The organism is Olleya sp. NP1-10, assembly GCF_055804415.1.
This window is the reverse complement of the sequence record NZ_CM147840.1, coordinates 2,537,143-2,556,858: the sequence shown is the minus strand read 5'-3', so window position 1 is coordinate 2,556,858 and position 19,716 is coordinate 2,537,143. Positions and strand designations below refer to the sequence as shown.

14 protein-coding genes are annotated in these 19,716 nt (G+C 30.8%); 9 read left to right on the top strand and 5 right to left on the bottom strand.

What is annotated here, in order from left to right; translation table 11 throughout:
* Positions 1-19: 19 nt before the first annotated feature.
* From AC0L4B_RS11990 to AC0L4B_RS11980, 3 genes are all read right to left on the bottom strand, one after another.
* Positions 20-3,538, bottom strand: a complete 3,519-nt coding sequence (locus tag AC0L4B_RS11990) for a metallophosphatase (RefSeq protein ID WP_473437118.1) — start codon at positions 3,536-3,538, stop codon at positions 20-22.
* A gap of 143 nt (positions 3,539-3,681) precedes the next feature.
* Positions 3,682-3,945, bottom strand: coding sequence for a hypothetical protein (locus tag AC0L4B_RS11985; protein ID WP_473437117.1), 264 nt, complete (start codon positions 3,943-3,945; stop codon positions 3,682-3,684).
* 529 nt (positions 3,946-4,474) lie between these two features.
* Positions 4,475-5,365, bottom strand: a complete 891-nt coding sequence (locus tag AC0L4B_RS11980) for an AraC family transcriptional regulator (protein WP_473437116.1) — start codon at positions 5,363-5,365, stop codon at positions 4,475-4,477.
* 136 nt (positions 5,366-5,501) lie between these two features.
* Here AC0L4B_RS11980 and AC0L4B_RS11975 point away from each other — a divergent pair, with 136 nt between their 5' ends.
* The 5 genes from AC0L4B_RS11975 to AC0L4B_RS11955 all read left to right on the top strand — a co-directional run bounded on the left by AC0L4B_RS11975 (position 5,502) and on the right by AC0L4B_RS11955 (position 13,619).
* On the top strand, positions 5,502-6,914 hold the full coding sequence (locus tag AC0L4B_RS11975) for an MATE family efflux transporter (protein ID WP_473437115.1): 1,413 nt from the start codon (positions 5,502-5,504) through the stop codon (positions 6,912-6,914).
* Positions 6,915-7,041: 127 nt separating this feature from the next.
* Complete coding sequence (locus tag AC0L4B_RS11970; RefSeq protein ID WP_473437114.1) at positions 7,042-8,211, top strand: efflux RND transporter periplasmic adaptor subunit; 1,170 nt, start codon at positions 7,042-7,044, stop codon at positions 8,209-8,211.
* 13 nt (positions 8,212-8,224) lie between these two features.
* Positions 8,225-11,374 (top strand): efflux RND transporter permease subunit, encoded by a 3,150-nt coding sequence (locus AC0L4B_RS11965; RefSeq protein ID WP_473437113.1) that lies wholly within the window; start codon positions 8,225-8,227, stop codon positions 11,372-11,374.
* Between the two features lie 10 nt (positions 11,375-11,384).
* Positions 11,385-12,797 carry an efflux transporter outer membrane subunit gene (locus AC0L4B_RS11960; RefSeq protein WP_473437112.1) on the top strand — a complete coding sequence of 471 codons (1,413 nt, stop codon included), beginning with the start codon at positions 11,385-11,387 and terminating at the stop codon, positions 12,795-12,797.
* 111 nt (positions 12,798-12,908) lie between these two features.
* Positions 12,909-13,619 carry a hypothetical protein gene (locus AC0L4B_RS11955; protein ID WP_473437111.1) on the top strand — a complete coding sequence of 237 codons (711 nt, stop codon included), beginning with the start codon at positions 12,909-12,911 and terminating at the stop codon, positions 13,617-13,619.
* 95 nt (positions 13,620-13,714) lie between these two features.
* Here the strand turns inward: AC0L4B_RS11955 and AC0L4B_RS11950 are convergent, their stop codons facing one another.
* On the bottom strand, positions 13,715-14,110 hold the full coding sequence (locus AC0L4B_RS11950; protein WP_473437110.1) for a MauE/DoxX family redox-associated membrane protein: 396 nt from the start codon (positions 14,108-14,110) through the stop codon (positions 13,715-13,717).
* A 763-nt stretch (positions 14,111-14,873) separates the two neighbouring features.
* On the opposite strand from AC0L4B_RS11950, the gene AC0L4B_RS11945 reads away from it, so the two are divergent.
* The 4 genes from AC0L4B_RS11945 (at position 14,874) to AC0L4B_RS11930 (ending at position 18,398) form a co-directional block, all read left to right on the top strand.
* Positions 14,874-17,120, top strand: coding sequence for a hypothetical protein (locus AC0L4B_RS11945; RefSeq protein ID WP_473437109.1), 2,247 nt, complete (start codon positions 14,874-14,876; stop codon positions 17,118-17,120).
* On the top strand, positions 17,117-17,371 hold the full coding sequence (locus tag AC0L4B_RS11940; RefSeq protein WP_473437108.1) for a hypothetical protein: 255 nt from the start codon (positions 17,117-17,119) through the stop codon (positions 17,369-17,371). Before AC0L4B_RS11945 ends, AC0L4B_RS11940 begins: the two co-directional genes overlap by 4 nt.
* A 301-nt stretch (positions 17,372-17,672) precedes the next feature.
* Positions 17,673-18,092 carry a hypothetical protein gene (locus AC0L4B_RS11935; protein ID WP_473437107.1) on the top strand — a complete coding sequence of 140 codons (420 nt, stop codon included), beginning with the start codon at positions 17,673-17,675 and terminating at the stop codon, positions 18,090-18,092.
* 3 nt (positions 18,093-18,095) lie between these two features.
* Positions 18,096-18,398 (top strand): HNH endonuclease, encoded by a 303-nt coding sequence (locus AC0L4B_RS11930; protein WP_473437106.1) that lies wholly within the window; start codon positions 18,096-18,098, stop codon positions 18,396-18,398.
* Between the two features lie 602 nt (positions 18,399-19,000).
* Here AC0L4B_RS11930 and AC0L4B_RS11925 read toward each other — a convergent pair.
* Positions 19,001-19,693, bottom strand: coding sequence for an FAD-dependent oxidoreductase (locus AC0L4B_RS11925; RefSeq protein ID WP_473437105.1), 693 nt, complete (start codon positions 19,691-19,693; stop codon positions 19,001-19,003).
* Between the last annotated feature and the right edge of the window lie 23 nt (positions 19,694-19,716).

Here is a 19,716-nt window from a genome sequence, read left to right as displayed (position 1 = left end):
GAATGAGTTACTATTTTATTTAAAAAGCGAAGCCTAATACAAAAGCGATTCTTCCTCCGTCGCTACTAGTGTAGTACCCTAAGTTAGCCGTAAGAGTTTCTAAGCCACTAATCCAGAAAGAACCACCAACACTATTATGCCATTTGTTTGATGTGTCATTTTCTACCCAAACACGACCATAGTCAATACCTCCAGTGATACCGTATTTAAGAGGTAGAACGCTAGTTTTAAACTTACCTAATAGTAGTCTTAGATCGGTATTATGATACAGGGCATATTTACCAGAGAAACGTTCTTTTCTAAAACCTCTTAAATTATCACCACCACCTAATTGTGCTGCGTGGTATAGCTCGAAATTATCACCAAAAACAGCTTCACTACCAATTTTTGTAGCTAATACTACACTAGCACTTTTGTTTAACCTATGGTTTAAGGCTATACTAGGTTTAAGGTAAGCAAATTTATTATCAGCATCTCCACCAGCTACATTTGTTTTATATCCAGCTGTAAGACCAACATCTAATCCCATTGTTGGATAAGAAGCATTATCTTTGTTTTTGAAACTATAATTAACTTCTGCACCAGCATAAGTCTGCCTATTAAATAGGGTAGCAGTTGCCGGTAAAGTATTAATGAATCTATTCGATTTATTTTCTACTTCAAAAGATTCTAATAATGGTTTAAAATAAAAAGCACCACCATCTCTACCTCGCCATATTAATGAAATGGCAGCACTCCATTCTTTTATGCTAACACGATTAAAGTCAATGTCAACGTCATCTTTATCGTATTTTGTATCATTACCAAAACCAAAAAAGTTTTGTGCAAAATTTGGACTGGTGTGTTTAGCTTCTATAGCAAAATTCCATTTATGAAATATGTTTGAAAACTCTCCTCTATAAGAGACATCATACCCTGAATTACCGGTGTAATACGATGCACTTAATGAGTGTCTTGTGGTAAATGGGTTACGTTGTAAACCATATGTTGTAAAATTATCTGTAAAACCAATGCGTAAACCATCATCTGGGTTTACACCTATAATTGGTAACAATTGATTTTTACTGTATTTACGTTTTTTATAATCGTAATTAGTTACTGCATAGTTATCTACCAGCCATTTTTTAGAGTGTTTATTTAATATTGTATTGTCTTTACTTTTATAATCGTAAAGCTTGACTTTTTTAGTGTTTTCGAAATTATAAGTATCATTTTTCTTTCCACCCATAATCTTTATGGAAATTAAATTATCTCCTTTTCCTTTAACATTAAAAGTGTCTTTTCCATCTAAGCCATAGATCCAAATTTCTTTTGTTTCTTCTTCTGTAAAGGTTCTTTCAAAAATCCCAAGATCTTTTCTTTGTATGACTATAGTGGTTTTACCATCGGGATGTCTTGTAATGTCAAATGCATCTGATTTTTGAGTTCCTGTAATCACTTCGTGTTTATTTATATACTCATAATAAGTGCGAGCTATAGCCACGATATTACCGCGTCTCCCTTTAAGTTTTTGCTTAATTTCTTCGATAGTTTGACCTTTAATTTCAGCAGGAACATTATTGAAGGCTTTTTCTATGACATCATCTGTGATCCCTGTTTGCAAGGTTTTAGCTTCTCTCTCCCAATCGGCCCAATTAGACTGATTGATAAAAGTCATATCCAAAGGGTAAGGCTCAAAACTAAACCACTTAGGACTTGGTAGGTCTTTATCAAATGATTGCATCATGCGTAAACTAGGTATGGCACGACGTAGAAACCCTAATAAGCTACCATCAAAAACCGAAAACGCTTGGTCTCTGTCTCTTGGAATAGGTTTACATATTTTGGAACCATCTTCGTTTTCAAAAAGAGCCCAACGCCATTGGTCTTCGTGTCTGTCCCAATCGCCAATAAGCATATCAAAAAGTCGTGCTCTAATGTATGACGATTCATCTACTATAGATTTTCCTGATTTATTGATTTCTTTTAGCACATCACTAGTACTTAAAATCTTTTTAGGTTGACCAAAGCTTTCTAAATCATTATGTCCAGATTCTACACGCTCTTCTATAATATAAAGCTCATCACCATACTGGTCGTTAAACTCACCTAAACTTTCTTGTTTAGGAATGTAATACAGCTCTGGATTAGTATGAAAAATATTAACAGCATCGGCAAGAGGACCAATTGTTGTAGGAGTATATGGATGTGCAGTAGTATAAAAATCTGACAAGAAACTATCTGCTAAGCTTCCTTCTAAATCCTCTTCTACGTATTTATCTTGAAAGGCTGTAGATTGTAAAAACTTAATAGCACTTTTACGTAATGCCCTCATGACGTATTGTTTACCGTCTTTATCTTCTAACCGCAATGATTTGGATTGGTGACCACCACCACGTCTCATTGGGGTTAAGCCTCCTTTTAAAGTATCTATAAAAGCGACTTTAGCATTGACTTTTGTACTATAGAATTCGCGGTAATGTTTCCCCCAAAGTCCCTTGTAAGTCTTACTTTTAAATGTTTCGTCTGAGGAATATACAGAAGCAGTATAAGTATCACCAAAACTGTTTCTGTCTTTAAACTTAGTCATTATTTCTTTTTTAATAGGAACAATAACTTTTGCTGTATACGGTGTTGTTATACCTTTAAAAGTAACACTAACAGCTCCATCTTTAAAAATATCTATACGTGCGTATCCATTTTGATTTGAAGAAAAATCATTTTCATGTTTTGAAGACGCCTTTTTTGTTTTACCTGCAGCACCACTTATAATTTGTGGTACACCGTATTTATTAATGTATTGTAAATTTTTGTCATACCCAGAAACAAAGCATATATTTTTAGTTTGCCTAGCTAACGTAATTAAACGATTTCTGAATTTTGTGTTTTGTTTATTTTGAAAATCGTGTATTGACACACCACCAGTTCTGGCTATTATTCCTTCCTTAGTATTGGAAAAAATGGGATGGTGCATAGCAACTATTATGGTTTTACCTTGAGATTTTTTGAGCATACTCTCAAATTCTAAGAAAAACTGTGTTCTATTTTTAATATTACAATCTTGGTTAAGGTATGTATGATTATTCCAATCTTCGAGATACCATTGCGAATCAACAGTAATTAAAACTACATTATTGGTAAGCTCCGTTTTTTTGATAGGACAACCTTCATCCGGATAAAATTTAGCTTTACTATTTTTTTGAATAAACGTTTCTATAGCTCTTACATCTCTATGCCCATTATTAGCCCATTCGTGGTGTCCTGGTGTAAAAATTACTTTACCATTAAATGATTTTAAGATCTCTAATTGAGAACTTATTTGAGTTTTTGCATCTTTTGAGTAGCCTGATTTTGATACAACATTACCGAGTATTAGCAATTTTGAATTGTCTAGTGTTTTAGCTTCCTCTTTAATTTGAGATAACACAGAATTGTTATCTGTAGTGCCTGTATTTGCGGTTACAAAGACAGAGGTTTTTAATTCTTGTCCTAGAGCAAAGTAACTGACTAGCAATAGTACACCTAGTATACTTATTTTGGTTGGCTTGAAAGTTTTCATGTTAATTTATATTGTTATTTTTTAATGATACATTTATAGATGTACTAAACTGCTAAAAAGCAATAACTAATCCTTCTGGTACAAATAATCCTATAATTAGGATAACAAGACTGTTATAATTAGCTTTTAGGCTAGCTTTTAGGCTAGTTTTTAGGTCTACAGGTTGGACATTCTAAACCATTTACGGTACTTTTTAGTTTGATCCCATTCATGTATGTTACTATAAAATCTTGTACAAATGCGTAATTAGCGTTGTGATTGTTAACCGTAATTTGTGCATCTTCATATTTTTCTCTAATCAGGTTATCATACTCTTGATCTCCCCAACAATTTGGGCAATACCCTTGAGATAATTCAGTTGTTTCTTTTTCGTTATTTTTTCCGAATAAGTGTTTTATAAAATTCATATTATTGAAGTATATTGGCTTTAATTAATAGAGAGTAATGATTGTCTTCAAAAAGCGAGAAGGCTCTTTATATATTAAAGCTTTAGTAGGTTTTATGTTGTTAATACTTGATTAGATTTTTTGTTTGTCGAAATATATAAAAGTTCCTTTCAAAATAAAAGACTATGCCTAAAGGCATTACGTTATCTACCTAAACTATATGCTTCTATAAAGTATTTGGAAAGACAATACAATTGTTTAATTAATATCTTATAATATTTTGAATAATATCAATAGGAGAGAGGGCTGAAGTTAATTTAATGCTTGTAAGATATCAGATATAATCAAAACCTTAAATTCTATAATACAACAAGTTTTACTTTACATAATTTAAAAGGTGAATTGCTTTTAATTGCAGATGTATTTGCGAATCTGAAAAACAAGTTAGTCTCTTAAAAAAACATATTCTTGTAGCAAATTTACGAGCCGCTAATGATTGTTTTTTCTCAACTAAAAGTAAACTAAACACAACAGTGTTGATGTGGTTTAACTAGTCTTTTTTTCGAAATTGAGAGGCTGTTTGCCCCATATTACGCTTAAAAAACTGATTAAAATTAGCTACTTCATTAAAATTTAATGCAAAAGCTATTTCCGCTATAGATTTATCCATTTGATGTAGAAGTGTTTTTGCATATAACATTTTATAATCAATAATAATTTTCTGAGCACTTTTACCTGTTGCTTTTTTTACACACTCGGTTAGGTAAATTGGACTAATATTCATTTGTGAAGCATATTTGTTTACAGATAAAAAATGATTGTTATTAGAAAGAATACATTGTTCAAATTTAGACATAATAGTATCAAACCTATTAGTGGTAACTATACCTTTATTATTTTGTGTAGAACGTTTTACTTTATATAGTAAAATAAGTAATAGAGACCGAACTATTTCAAAATTATGTATCTCTTTACTTCTTGATTCTTTATATAATTCTTGAGCGATACTTAGTATATTATTAAAATCATTTTCTAAAAGTTGATAAAGTGGCATGGTATGAATTTTAAAAAAAGGAAATTCATTTTGGAGACCATAAGATTGATTTAAATTATTAAAAATAGAAGCATTAAAATAAATAATATAACCATAGTCGTCATTTGGTGGTACTACACTATAATTAATGACTTGAAATGGAGAAACTATGGCTAAGCTATTTTTTAACTGATTCATGGTTTGATTACCAATTTGGATATTGGTATTACTTGTTTGAAGAATAGCAATCTCAAAAAAATCACGCTTATGTGGTTCCCAAAACTCATCATCAGGTTCCACATGATCCATCTCTTTCGCTATTTTTCTTACAAAAAAACTATTAGCATAATCATTTGCTGGTTGTGTATAGTTTAAAAAATAAGCATTGATGTCGTTGTATACTTTCATGAGACTAACAATTTCTTCAAAATTAATACTAAAACACTCTAAAAACTTAAATTATAATGTATTTAACACAAATTATAATACTTATTAAGGTTTTTAGCTACTCTATCTTTGCATTATAGAACTTATAGTGATTGGAATGAATATATTAAAAATAAAAATTCAGCAAATAAAGCATTTCATAAAAGGAACAACTGTTTCAGATATCGGCCAATCTGAAAAAGCAACCTATTCGCTCACTGAAGATAGTATTTTAAAACTATTATTAATTTTTGTTGGTCCTGCAGTTTTAGGGATGCTAATTAATGCGCTATACAATTTTGTGGATCGAATTTTTGTAGGACAATATGTTGGGGTAGAAGGATTATCTGCGGTCACTATGGTCTTTCCTATTAATCTTTTACAATTTGCATTTGTGTTATTATTTGGTAGTGGTGCAGGTATTTTAATTGCTAAATATTTAGGCGCATCTCAACCAGAAAAAGCTAGTCTTGTATTAGGAAACGCCATATTAGGTATTTTTCTAATTACATTGCTATTTACATCGCTTGGTCTACTATATTACAAACCTTTACTAGAATTATTTGGCGCTACAGGAGCCTTATTAGATTTATCTACGGAGTACTTATTTGTTATTATTTTAGGTTTTCCGCTTAGTTTTTTTCTTGCTTTAGAATTTACATGCAGAGCAGAAGGAAATCCAAAATTACCGGCAAAACTTATTGTACTTTCTTGTATTATAAACCTATGTTTGGATTATGTTTTTATGAAAATATGTAATCTAGGCATTCGAGGTGCTGCTTTAGCGACCATAATAGCACAAGCTACAAATGCTATCCTTTTAATGCACTATTATATGAGCGGAAAAAGTTTTGTAAAATTAAACTGGAAACATATAAGACTACAAAAACCAATTATTTTCACCATATTAATGGTTGGATTAGCACCATTTTTAATGGATTTAGCCATTAGTTTTCAAAATGTATTTGCTAATCACCTGTTATTAAATTCTGGAGGAACAGATGGTGTTGCCGCCATGGGAATATTGTTTGGAGTAAACGTCTTTTTTATGATGATTGCTTTAGGTACAGGTGATGGCATGCAACCCATTATAAGTTTTAATTTTGGAGCAAAACGATTTGATAGGACTCGTGAAACACTAGAGAAGGCTATAAAAATAGTAAGTGTAATTACTATTATTGGACTTATAGTGCTAGAACTTTTTCCGACACAAATAACCCGTGTTTTTATAAATAGTAATGGTAATCAAAATGTCATTGATATCACAAAAATAGCATTACGAATTTTTGCAGTATCTATACCGTTTTATGCTGTACAAATTATAATTACTAGACATTTTCAGGCACTTCAAAAGAATAAAATATCTACGTTTTTAGCGTTGCTAAGACCCATTATTTTATTTATACCAATTGCATACCTACTTAATCATTATTATGGTTTAACAGGTATTTGGATCGCCTTTCCTGTTAGCGATGTTATTGCTGCAATAGTGTCCTTACTAATCGTAAAAAAATATGCAGTAAACACATAAGAAACAAAAAAACCGTCTATAACATTATACTATATCTAGATGTGTATTCCGGATTAGTCTATTTGTATTGGGACTATATAACATTAGATAATTTTACACTAACAAATAAACATCAACTAAAAATCATATGAAACATCAAAACAATAATTTAAGGATTAGCACTATCGGGTTTATTATGGCTTTGTTTTTAACATCCTGTAATAGTGAAAAAAAGCAGGAACGTGGTAATGTCATTGCAGATTATGAGGTACTAACCGTATCACCAAAAGACATTGGATTATACAGAGAGTTTCCTGTGACTATTGAGGGTACCGAAAACATAGAAATTTATCCTAAAATAGAAGGGTTTATAGAAAAAGTATATGTTGATGAGGGCGAATATGTAACAAAAGGTCAAATTCTTTTTTCTTTAAATGCACCACAATACCAACAAGAACTTTTAAGTACTAAAGCAGCTATTAGTAGTGCTAAGGCTAATGTCAGTTCTGCACAGGTAGATGTAGAGAAAGCAAAACCCTTAGTAGAACGAGAAATTATTAGCAAGTTTGAACTAACGTCTGCCGAAAATGCCCTCACCGCATCTCAAGCCACTTTAGAGCAAGCACAGGCTAATTACGTAAATGCGCAAACCAATAATAATTATACAAAAATCATAGCCCCAGTGTCTGGTTATATAGGGTCGTTGCCTTATAAATTAGGAAGTTTAGTAAGTAGTAGCATAACTAAACCCTTAACAACAGTGTCTAATATTAAACAAGTATATGCTTATTTTTCAATTAATGAAAAAACGTATTTAGAATTTGCAAAAGCAGGTTTGTTGAAAAATATGGATGAAGTGTCTCTTTTGTTACCGGATTATACTGCTTTTGACCAAAAAGGAAAAATACAAACGATTAGTGGTCAAGTGGATGAAGAAACCGGTTCGTTTAATGTGCGTGCTATTTTTGACAATCCAGATAATTTATTGAGAACAGGAAATAGTGCTACCATACAATTGCCAAGAACTATTGAAGGCGCTTTTCTAATCCCTCAATCTGCGACTTTCGAAATTCAAGGTGGTGTTTATGTCTATTTAGTAAACGAACAATCACAAGTACAATCTACTAAGATTACAGTAACAGCTACAAATTCTGGTCAAGCTTATATAGTTACCAAAGGACTAAAAACTGGCGACCAAGTAGTTCTTGAAGGCATTTCTGGTTTATCTAGTGGTAAAGACATAAAACCGGTTCAAGTAAAAGAGAGTGATCTAAGCGCCTTACAACAAATCACTGAAAAAGTAACAACTACCAAATAAAAAAATAGAAATTATGTTTAATAAATTTATCAAACGTCCGGTGCTTTCGGCGGTAATTTCTATCATCATATTGATTTTAGGAGTTATTGGAATCACCACATTACCCATATCTCAATATCCAGATATTGCACCTCCAACGGTACAAGTTTCTGCTTCTTATGACGGAGCCAATGCAGAAGCCGTTTTAAATAGTGTTATTGTTCCTTTAGAAGAGGCCATTAATGGGGTAGAAGGGATGAGTTATATGACCTCTACAGCAACGAGTGGTTCTGCTAGTATCTCTGTCTATTTTGAATTGGGTACCGACCCAGATATTGCTGCGGTTAACGTGCAAAACAGCGTGTCTACAGCTTCCAACTTATTACCTTCTGAAGTGGTACAATCTGGAGTAACTACTAAAAAACAACAAAGTAGTAATGTCTTTATTTTTGGATTGTATAGTGAAAATGATAATTATGACGAGGAATTTATTCAGAATTATGCCGAAATTAATTTAATACCTGTATTAAAAAGGATAGACGGAGTTGGTAGTGCTCAAGCATTTAGTTCTAGAGATTATAGTATGCGAATTTGGCTTAAGGCTAATATAATGGCCAATTATGGTTTAATTCCTGCTGATATTACCACTGCACTTAATGACCAAAATTTGGAAGCCGCACCAGGTGAATTAGGTTTACAAGGAAATCAAGCCTATCAATATACCTTAAAATACAAAGGTAAATTACAAAATGCTACAGATTTTGAAGACATCATTATTAAAACTACTGATGATGGACGAATCTTACGATTAAAAGACGTTGCAAGAGTAGAATTAGGGTCACAATCATACAGCTCAATAACAACCATTAATGGTAAGCCTGGAACAGGTGTGGCGATAGCGCAATCTGCAGGATCTAATGCGCAAGAGGTTGTTGCGCTATCTATAGCTACCTTAGAGGAGGCTTCTAAAAACTTTCCTGAAGGTATAAAGTATACAGAAATGGTCAATGCTAATGACTTTTTAGACGCTTCTATTTCTAAAGTGATTAGTACTTTAATAGAAGCTTTTTTACTAGTGTTTTTAGTCGTTTTTATCTTTTTACAAGATTGGCGTTCTACCTTAATCCCAGCTATATCAGTTCCTGTAGCTATTGTAGGAACCTTCTTTTTCTTAAATGTATTTGGATTCACTATTAACCTACTAACGCTATTTGCGTTAATGCTTGCCATTGGTATTGTTGTAGATGATGCTATTGTAGTTGTAGAAGCTGTGCACGCTAAATTGGATTCTGGTTATAAATCCGCAAGAAAGGCTAGTATAGATGCCATGAGCGAGATTTCGGGAGCTATTATTTCTATTACTTTGGTGATGTCTGCGGTGTTTATTCCGGTAACCTTTATAAGTGGTTCTTCCGGAGTATTCTATCAACAGTTTGGTATTACCCTTGCCATTGCTATTATATTATCGGCTGTAAATGCCTTAACCTTGAGTCCTGCTTTATGTGCCTTACTGTTAAAACCACATGAAGCGCATCAATCAAAAAGTTACTTGCAACGTTTTTATATGGCGTTTAACGTTGGCTTTGAAAAGACAACTTCAAAATATAAAAATGTCTTAAACTTCTTAATTCGTAAAAAGGTTATTGCTATAGGTGTTATTGTTGTTTTTATTGGGGTGTTTGTATACTTAATGAATACCACACCCACAGGCTTTGTACCCGATGAAGACCAAGGTACTGTTTTTGCCGATGTGAGTTTACCTGCAGCATCCTCTTTAGAACGAACAGACGAAGTCTTAGATGAATTACAAAAGATTATTGAAGATATACCAGAAGTAAACGGATATTTACGTTCTACTGGTCGTGGTTTTATCAGTGGTACTGGCTCTAATTACGGGATGTTTATATTAAAACTGAAATCTTGGGATGAGCGAACCGGAGAAGGCCAAAGTGTACAAGACATTATCAATCAGTTATTTGCAAGAACAGCTAATATAAAAGATGCTAGGATGATATTTTTTGCACCACCTACAGTTACAGGTTTTGGTTTAAGCAACGGATTTGAAGTACAGTTACAGGACCAGAGTGGTGGTACTGTAGATGCACTTTATGATGTTAGTCAAGATTTTATTGAAGCCTTAAGTAAACGCCCAGAAATACAGTATGCTAGCACAACGTTTGACCCTACGTTTCCGCAATACGAAGTAGTAGTAGATGTCGCTAAAACTAAATTGGCAGGTTTAGATGTAGACGGAGTTTTAGGTGTCATGCAAGGGTATTTAAGTGGAGTATATGCTTCTAACTTTAATAAATTTGGAAAGCAATACCGTGTGATTTATCAAGGAGAACCCAATTTTAGAGCGAATCTTGAAAGTTTAAATGCTATAAAAGTTAAAAAAAGTAATGGCGTTATGGCGCCAATTACAGAGTTTATAACCCTAAAAAGAGTGTACGGACCTCAAAGTTTAGCTCGTTTTAATTTATTTACAGCAGCAAAAATCAGTGGTGCACCTAATGCTGGTTATAGTTCTGGTGATGCTATTGTAGCGATAGAAGAAGTTGCAGCAGAGGTATTGCCAACGGGTTATGGATATGAATACTCTGGTATTACTAGAGAAGAGATTTCTGCAGGAAGTCAAACGGTTTATATTTTTATGCTGTGCTTCATCTTTGTATACTTCTTATTGTGTGCGCAGTACGAGAGTTTTATACTTCCTATTTCTGTATTACTATCTGTACCAGCAGGATTATCAGGAGTACTTATTTTTGCAAATTTATTTGATATTAGTAATAACATCTATATACAAATCACCTTAGTGATGTTGATAGGGTTACTGGCTAAAAATGCCATTTTAATAGTGGAGTTTGCAATACAAAGAAGACGAGAAGGAGAAAGCATTGTGCAATCTGCAATAGATGCTGCCATAGCAAGATTTAGACCTATATTAATGACCTCGTTTGCCTTTATTTTTGGTTTACTTCCTTTAATGATTTCTACAGGAGCTGGTGCTGTAGGAAACCGAGCTATTGGTACAGGTGCCATTGGTGGTATGTTAATAGGTACCATATTAGGAGTAATGGTAATACCTGTACTGTTTATAATTTTCCAAACACTTCAAGAAAAATTAGTTAGCGTAACTAATCACGATTGGGGAGACGGAGACGAATCAACCTTAACTAAATAAAATATAAAAGATGAAAAATAGATCTTTAAATTATATAATTCCAGTTGTAATGATGCTCTTAGTCTTGAGCTCTTGCGGCGTGGTGAATAAAAAATATGTAACACCAGATGCAGAATTCTCTGAAAGTTACAGAGATACTTTAATAACAGATAGCACTTCAATAGCCACATTACCCTGGAAAGAAATGATATCGGATGAAATTTTACAAAACCTTATTGAGGAAGGCTTACAAAATAATCTCGATTTGAAAGTCGCTATTGAAAATATCAATCAGGCAAAAGCAAGTTTGGTAGAAGCTAAATTACAGTTTCTACCCAATTTGGAAGGTAGTGCTAATGTAACACGCTCTAAAACATCGGAAGCCGCCTTAAATTTAGGAGGTGTAAGCGGTTTTAATTTTAATACCACTTCTTATCTTGGGCAACTAAGTAGTAGTTGGGAATTGGACGTATGGGGAAAACTGCGTAGCAATAAACGCTCTGTATTGGCTTCTTTTTTAAAGACGGAAGCTGCCACGAGAGCTGTACAAACGCAGTTAATTTCTGATATTGCCACAGCATATTATAATTTGCTGACATTAGATGAGCAACTAGCAATAACTAAGGAAACTTTACAGAATAGAATTGGTGACCAAGAAACTATGAAACTTCTTAAAGAATCAGCTGTTGTTGATGGGGCTGGAGTAGTACAAAGTGAAGCAAGTAGATATGAAATAGAAACCTCTATACCAGATATAGAAATATCGATTTTGAAGCAAGAAAATGCATTATCTATTTTATTAGGCAGATTACCTGGTGCTATTGAAAGATCGACATTAAAAGAACAAGTAGCTTATGATGATTTAAATATAGGTGTACCATCTTCTTTATTAAGAAACAGACCAGACATACAAGAAGCTGAAATGACTTTTAGAAGTGCTTTTGAAGATGTAAATCTGGCTAAAACCTATTTTTACCCCTCCTTAACTATTACAGCAAGCGGAGGTTTATCTTCTTTAAGTTTGTCTAATTTTTTCGACAATTCTATTTTTTATAATTTAATAGGAGGTTTGACACAACCAATTTTCGCCAACGGACAAAATAAGGCAAGACTAAAAATCAACAAATCCGTTCAAAAACAGTCGTTTTACGATTATAAAGCAGCATGGTTAAATGCTGGTTCCGAAATTTCTAATGCCCTATATTCATACAGCAAGACCAAAGAAAAGCAAGCGTCTAGAACACATCAAATACATGCTCTTGAAAAATCTGTAGAGTTTACCGAGGCTCTTTTAGAGTATTCGTCTACTACTAATTATACAGATGTGCTTACCACAAAAAACAGTTTATTATTAGCACAATTAGATAGGGTAGAAGATAAAAAAGAAGAATTACAAGCTATTATAGAGTTGTATCGAGCGCTTGGAGGAGGATGGTTAAAATAATCTACAGTAGTATGTATAAAGTCTAATATAAAATTACAGTATCTATAGAAGAGCTTTAAATCTATTTTTTCTTTAGATATTAACTTCAATTAAATCATTTAAATATTAATCATGAAACACATTAAAATTACACTTCTTATTCTTTTGGGAACAATAACAATTCAGGCTCAAAAGGATAATAAAAAAAACATTGATCAATTAATTCAACAATCTTTCGAAGCCATGGGAGGGATGGAGAATTGGAATAACACTCATTATATACAATGGAATTTTGGAAAAAGAATGCTTACTTGGGATAAATGGACGGGAGATGTTAGAATTGAAAACCCTGTCGAAAAATTAACGCTGGTTGTGAACATCAATTCAGGAAAAGGAAAAGCATCAAAAGCTGGTGCGTTAGTTACAGATTCTGTGGAATTAGATAAAATACTTAAAACAGGAAAAAAATGGTGGATTAATGATTCTTATTGGTTGACGATGCCTTGGAAGTTAAAGGATAATGGTGTTCATTTAAAATATTTACAAACAGCAGTACTACCAAATGGGAATTCGGCAGACGTGTTAGAAATGACATTTGAAAACGTAGGTGTTACTCCTCAAAATAAATATCATATTTATATCGATCAAAAAGATTATTTGGTAAAACAATGGGCATTTTTTGGAAAATATACAGATGAAAAACCACGTTTTATAAAAGCGTGGGATAATTATCAAAAAGCAGGCAATGTTTTGTTATCATTTAATAGAAGTGAAAACGCAGGAGGTCCAAAGAATGTTATTGTTAAAGATGAAATAGCATCTGAAATTTTCACTAAACTATAGTTAGGACTCTTAATACAATTAAAAAAGATAAATGAAAAAGGAAGTATTTTTTAAATTACTTCCTTTTTTATTTCTTGTATGATTCTTTAGGTAATTTATTGGGTTTTAACCGTTTTTTCTTCTGTAAAATAAAGTAGTAAAAATAAAAAACCAATATATGTAGCTTGTAAACCTACAAGATCCCATTTTTGAGCAAAAGAACAACCAATAACTAAAACATTCATTAAGCCAAAAGCAGCAATTAATGTCTGTTTGGCATACTTGTTTATTAATAATAAAATACCAATAGTTAATTCTATAAAAGGGATACTATATGCTAAAGGAGTTACTAAAAAAGTAGGTAATAATGTGTTCTGAAATGTGTTTTGCATTCCTACCACAAAACCTTCTAGATTAGGTAATCTTACAATACCGTGAAATAAAAAATTGATACCGAAAGAAATACGAAATAAATGTAAAGCTAGTGTTTTGTTGTCTAATTTAGAAATCATGAAGTTTAATTTTTAGTTGTAATAAATATAAAAGTAATAAAAATATAAACCTCCTTATAAATCGTGTATTTGAAAAATTATTATCCTTTGTCATATTATTTTAACGAATCCAGAATTATTATGTAAAATAGAATTAAAGCTACACATTTAAATTATTATAACGAAGCCACAATTAGCTTGTCATAATTACTAATGCATTTATAATTTTCTATCTGAAATCTGTAATTATATCAAATATCGCTGAAAGAGCCTATAACGCTAATTTATAAATACAACTATGAAGCCACAATTAGCTTGTCATAATTACTCATGTATTTATATTTTTCTATAAGTATTCGTGAATCTTCATAAAATCGATTTATCTATCGATATAAGTCTTATTAGAATTATAGTTATCAAATAAACCTTGAATTTCACAAGCCGTAATTTCTTTTAACATAATATCTGACGATATAAGTCTAAAGACGTTATATCTGATATTATGCTAAATAGCCTAAAAAAGGCTATACAGAAATTACTAAATAATTGCACTATAATGTTCTGCGTTATGTAACTTTGCTTTGGCAAAAGCGAAGTTTAAACTACTACTTTTTCTTATTTTTTTCTTCTAAAAACATTCTCTACAATGTTAATGGAACACTCTTTTTACAAAACGACGACAGGAGAGAAGTGGAAAGTGTGTGGAATGGTTATAAATTAATTGACATTCCTACAATTACGGTTTACCATCAATCCATTTCTTACAAAATTAACTATTTAGTAAATGGATTTATTAGGAATAGCTATCGGGTTTATAACTGCATTACTAGGTATTGCTTACCCAATTATTTTACAGATAACAATAGATGATAAACACTCTTCAGAAAAAGTTTTAGACCTGTTTGAAAAAGATAACAAGAGACTTTTCTTTTTATATACTTTATATACTAGTTTGCTATTAATATTGGTTTATATTTTTCGACAACCAAGAAGTATTGATTTAAAATATTCATGGCTTAATACATTAGTGGAAAATTCTGCGATAATAATACTATGCATTTCTACTATTTTATTAATTATTAGTTTTTTCGGATTAATTAAATTAATCAAAATTTTTCATAGAACATCTAAATTAACAGCTTATTTAATTGAAAATGATAAAGAAAAAATTGAACAAAATAATTTTGATAATTTTGATGCACTTTCGGATATTTTAATGTGGTCCATTCAAAATCAAAACTCAACTATAGCTCTAGAAATTTCCAGACATTTTTATATGCTTTATAGGGATCAAAGAGAAAAGTATGACGCTAGTAACAATAAAGGTGTAATTTATCCAGATAGGTATTACTGGGTTGTTTATAATATTATTCAAAAAATATTACATCAAACTAGTAATAGTCTTGTTTTTCTAGAAAGTAGAACTATTGGAGGTATTTGGTTATTAGGAGAGTTTAAAGCACCTAAAATAAGTGAAGACACTTATACTTGGCTGTGGCGAAATATAACATTAGCTGTAAAGAATAACAGAAATGATTTAGGGTTTATGCATTGGAGGACAGCACATCAATTTATAAATACCAATTTGCGACTTATTAATCCAGATTATGAATATGTAGAAGATAGTCTCGTGATTAAGAATGAGGAAGAAGTTAATGAAAGAATTAAAGAAAGAAATAGATTTTTGGAATTTCATGAAGCTTTAGGTGGATTAATATTATATAAAAGAGATTTTGAATTATTAAAAAAGTTTTTCAATTACACAACTAGTACACCTCCGGAATATGTTCTTTTACCAATGCATATGACAGAAGTTTTTAACTCATTTTATAAATTTTGGGATCCGAATGAAATGAATTTTCCTTGGATTTCAGAACAATACAGTTTTCCTGATTTAGACAGTTTAAATGATTTAAATTTAATTAAATCATGGATTTGCAGATATATAGGAGTTTTATATATAAGACAGTTTAACATTCGAACTAATTATTCATTTCAAAAACCTACGGAAATACCTAATTTTCCGAATGACGTAGCAACCAAACGTTTATGGCTTAAAAACATTAATCATTTCAAAAAAATAGTAGAAAATTTAATTTTAGAAGAAGAATTATTAACAGTACTTAATTTTAAACTAATTGACGACAGGTATTTGTCATTTTTTAGTGATGCTGAAAGAAAATTAAAAGATAGTTTTGATCAAGATGAAATTAATGCACAGCCAGATAAAGACAAAATAGAACAGTTTTATGATTCTACAAATGATATTTTAAAAAATACTTTTAAAAATTTAGACGCAATTAAAAATTTGTCAAAAATAATAAATGATAAAGATTTAAACACATATAATTTACAAGGAACTTTTCAAATAGAACATAAGGGGACGTTTACAGATAATGGTATAGCTCATTTGAACTTTGAAAGTTTTCTAGCTCAAAGCATTTCATCAGAAATAAGACACACAATAGGTAATATTTTTAGATTTAATTCAAAAATAAAGTATATCCTAAATCAAGAAGATTTATTTGCTGGTATTGACAAGTTAAATGTTAACAAAGAATCTCATGTAATAATCTCATTTGGTTTAAATTTATATTATTATATAGAAAACCTTAAGATTCCTAATTTGTCTAAAAATGAATATAATGGAATAGAAATTATATCTTTTCCTTATGGTTCAGAGTTAGTAAGAAATTCAATTTTTGTACTTAAAAGAACTGATTTACCTTGGTTTATTTATAAAGAAATTGAACAAAAGTATATTGCCTTATATGATCTAAAGAAAATCAATGAACAATACATCATATATGCTTCTGTATCAGATTTAAATGAAAATGTAGCACTGCGAAATGAGCTTGAAAAAGATGAGAAAAATAAAAATATAGACTTAAGAAAATATGTTAGACAAGGTATCTCTTTCATTACATTATTAAAATGGAATAAAAATATTCAAATGGTTCAAATTCAAATAAAAAACAATTGGGATAATCAACTTAAATCTAATGAATTAAAAGATGTTAAGAGTTTATGAACATAACTAAAACTAAAGAATACATTGAATCTAATAAAGGATTAAAAAATAAAATTAAACTTGTTTTAAATAAAGTATTAAATCAAAAAAACAAAGTATTAGAAAAAGGGGAATTTGATTTTGAGGAGGAGTTTATTAAGCTCGGTGTTTTCAACAAGTTCAACACTAAACATGCTAATTTAGAACTCAATCCTGATTCTGAATATATTAGCTCTATTCTTTTGGAAATATTTGGCTCATATATGGTTTAAAACACCTTTATTTCCTGACCAATGGAGAAGTTTAGATTTTTAACCACGACCTCATAAAATTTTGGTAAAACAATAGGTGAGTGGAGCGTACATATTTTAGGGGTCTAAGTAATTCAGTATCTTAAGAGTTTTAATTATACAAGGGATTTCAAAGCAATCTTAATGAGTTCCAATGTTTCCTAAAAATATAGCGTAACGAGCCGTAATTGTTTCCAAAAGTTTATGCAGTCATGATTTTTTTGTTTCTTTTTTTATCCAAGAAAAAAAGATAATAAAACATTAAAAATGTATCTTGTTAACTATGAATACTTCTACTGAAAACGCATTGCAATTTATGAAACTAGAGTTTCAAAACGCTCAAATTGAAGTTTCAGAAAATGAAAGTGGGAGAGAAGGAGTTGATTTTTTAATTGGGAATAAGAAAATATACTTTCAGCCTCTAGATTTAGATACCATACTACAAAGTTTTAAAATTTTAAAGAATGAGTTAGGAGAACTAAACGATAACTTGTTTATCGCTTTGGTTTTAATTATAGAAAAACAACCAATAGTTGTATATGTAATTCCATCTAAAGAATTACAAGATTCCAATAATGACTTCTTTATAAATAATGACGTTAGCTTAATGCCAAGTTTATCTAATTGGGAAATTAAAATATCAAGTACAACTATAGTAGAATTAGAAAAGTATGCTTTAAATAATATGCTTGATAAACTATGATATATGGATTACAATGTATTACTCATAATAGTTATTGGAATAGTTGCTTGGTTGGTTAAACGTTGGGTTTTTAATGTTAAGCGTAAACGGCGTCGAGACTATTACCGAAATGTTTATCTTAAATCTGATGCATGGAAACGTAAACGTTATGTTGTTCTCAAACGGGATAATTGGCGTTGTGTTTATTGTGGTGCACGTGCGACACAAGTTCATCATAAAAAATATGCAAAGAGAAATATAGGGAAAGAACCAATAAAATGGTTAGTTTCAATATGTGAGCCTTGTCATGATAAAATTCATAAATAATAGCCTCTAATAATATTATGTAAAATAGAATTTTAAAAAAGTTTAATAGAAATTCTAAATAGAACAAGTGTATGGGAATTTTAAAGCAAGGATTTGAGCAAGGGAAAATTTTATACTCTTATGGCAACTTTACGAGAATCACGTAGAAAAAAATATAGAGCACAATTATTCAATTACTCTAAAATTTTAATAGTATCTAAAAACTAGCTTTTTTTGGCGTTGGCAAGCGGCGGTAAATTGTGTTTAAAAATAAATGTTATTGAAACATTTAAATTTTTAAAAAGCAATCGAGCGATTGGCAGCGGCAATTTTACATAACGGCAAATTATAATACAAATTTGAAAACGCGAAGTTTCTCGAGAATCGCGTATTTAAAAAAACTTGAACTATTGTACAGAATATTAAAATTATACAGAAGTACTATACTAATGTTTAATGACCCAAGTACAAAGGTTTCTTATGGAAACGATATATTCTGGGATATTTTACATAATACTACATTATAACTATCTAATTTTAATGGAATGAATTTGTATTATAATTTATATTATGTAAAATAGAGTTTTTAGAAAGTAACCTATTTGTCATAATTGACTTAAATATTAATTATTGTGTAATTTTTGAATAATGTGTTTAGCGACAGATTCACCGCTAGACATTGCTGCATTAATAGATCCGTTAAGTTGTGTGTCTCCTGCTAAATAAATTGTATCGGAATATTTAAATTCTGAACTGTTACTAATATGGCTTACGTGATTTAAATCTGGTAAGGCTTTATTGATTTTGTATCGTTTGATAAAACGCTTAGTCATAATATTACAATGCGTTTTTAGTTCTTCCTGAACAGTTTGAATTAATTTATCTTCGTTTAAATTATGAGATTTAACTATGGTTACAGACAATACATTTAAGTTATTACTGGAGTTTGTCTCTATACTTGTCGTATAAAAAATATTGTTTATTAATGCATTGCTATTAGTTACTAAACCGATAATTGGTTTGTTAATTGTATCTTTTTCGACTTCAAAATATAATGTATCGCATGATTTCCAGGTCATTGTTTGTTTGATTCCTAATACTTTTGAAGGTTCTGTAGCTATTATAGTGATGTCTGAATCAATTATGGATTGATCTTCTAATACTATATGGTTATCTTTTACTGATTGGACTTTGGTATTGAATAGAAACTCAGTGTCCTTTAATTTAGATTGTAATTGATTAGGAATGGCTTGCATTCCGTTTTTAGGAATTGAAGCTAAACCTTGACCAAACATTTTGTACACAAATTGAAACATTGTACTAGAAGTTTGCAACTGTG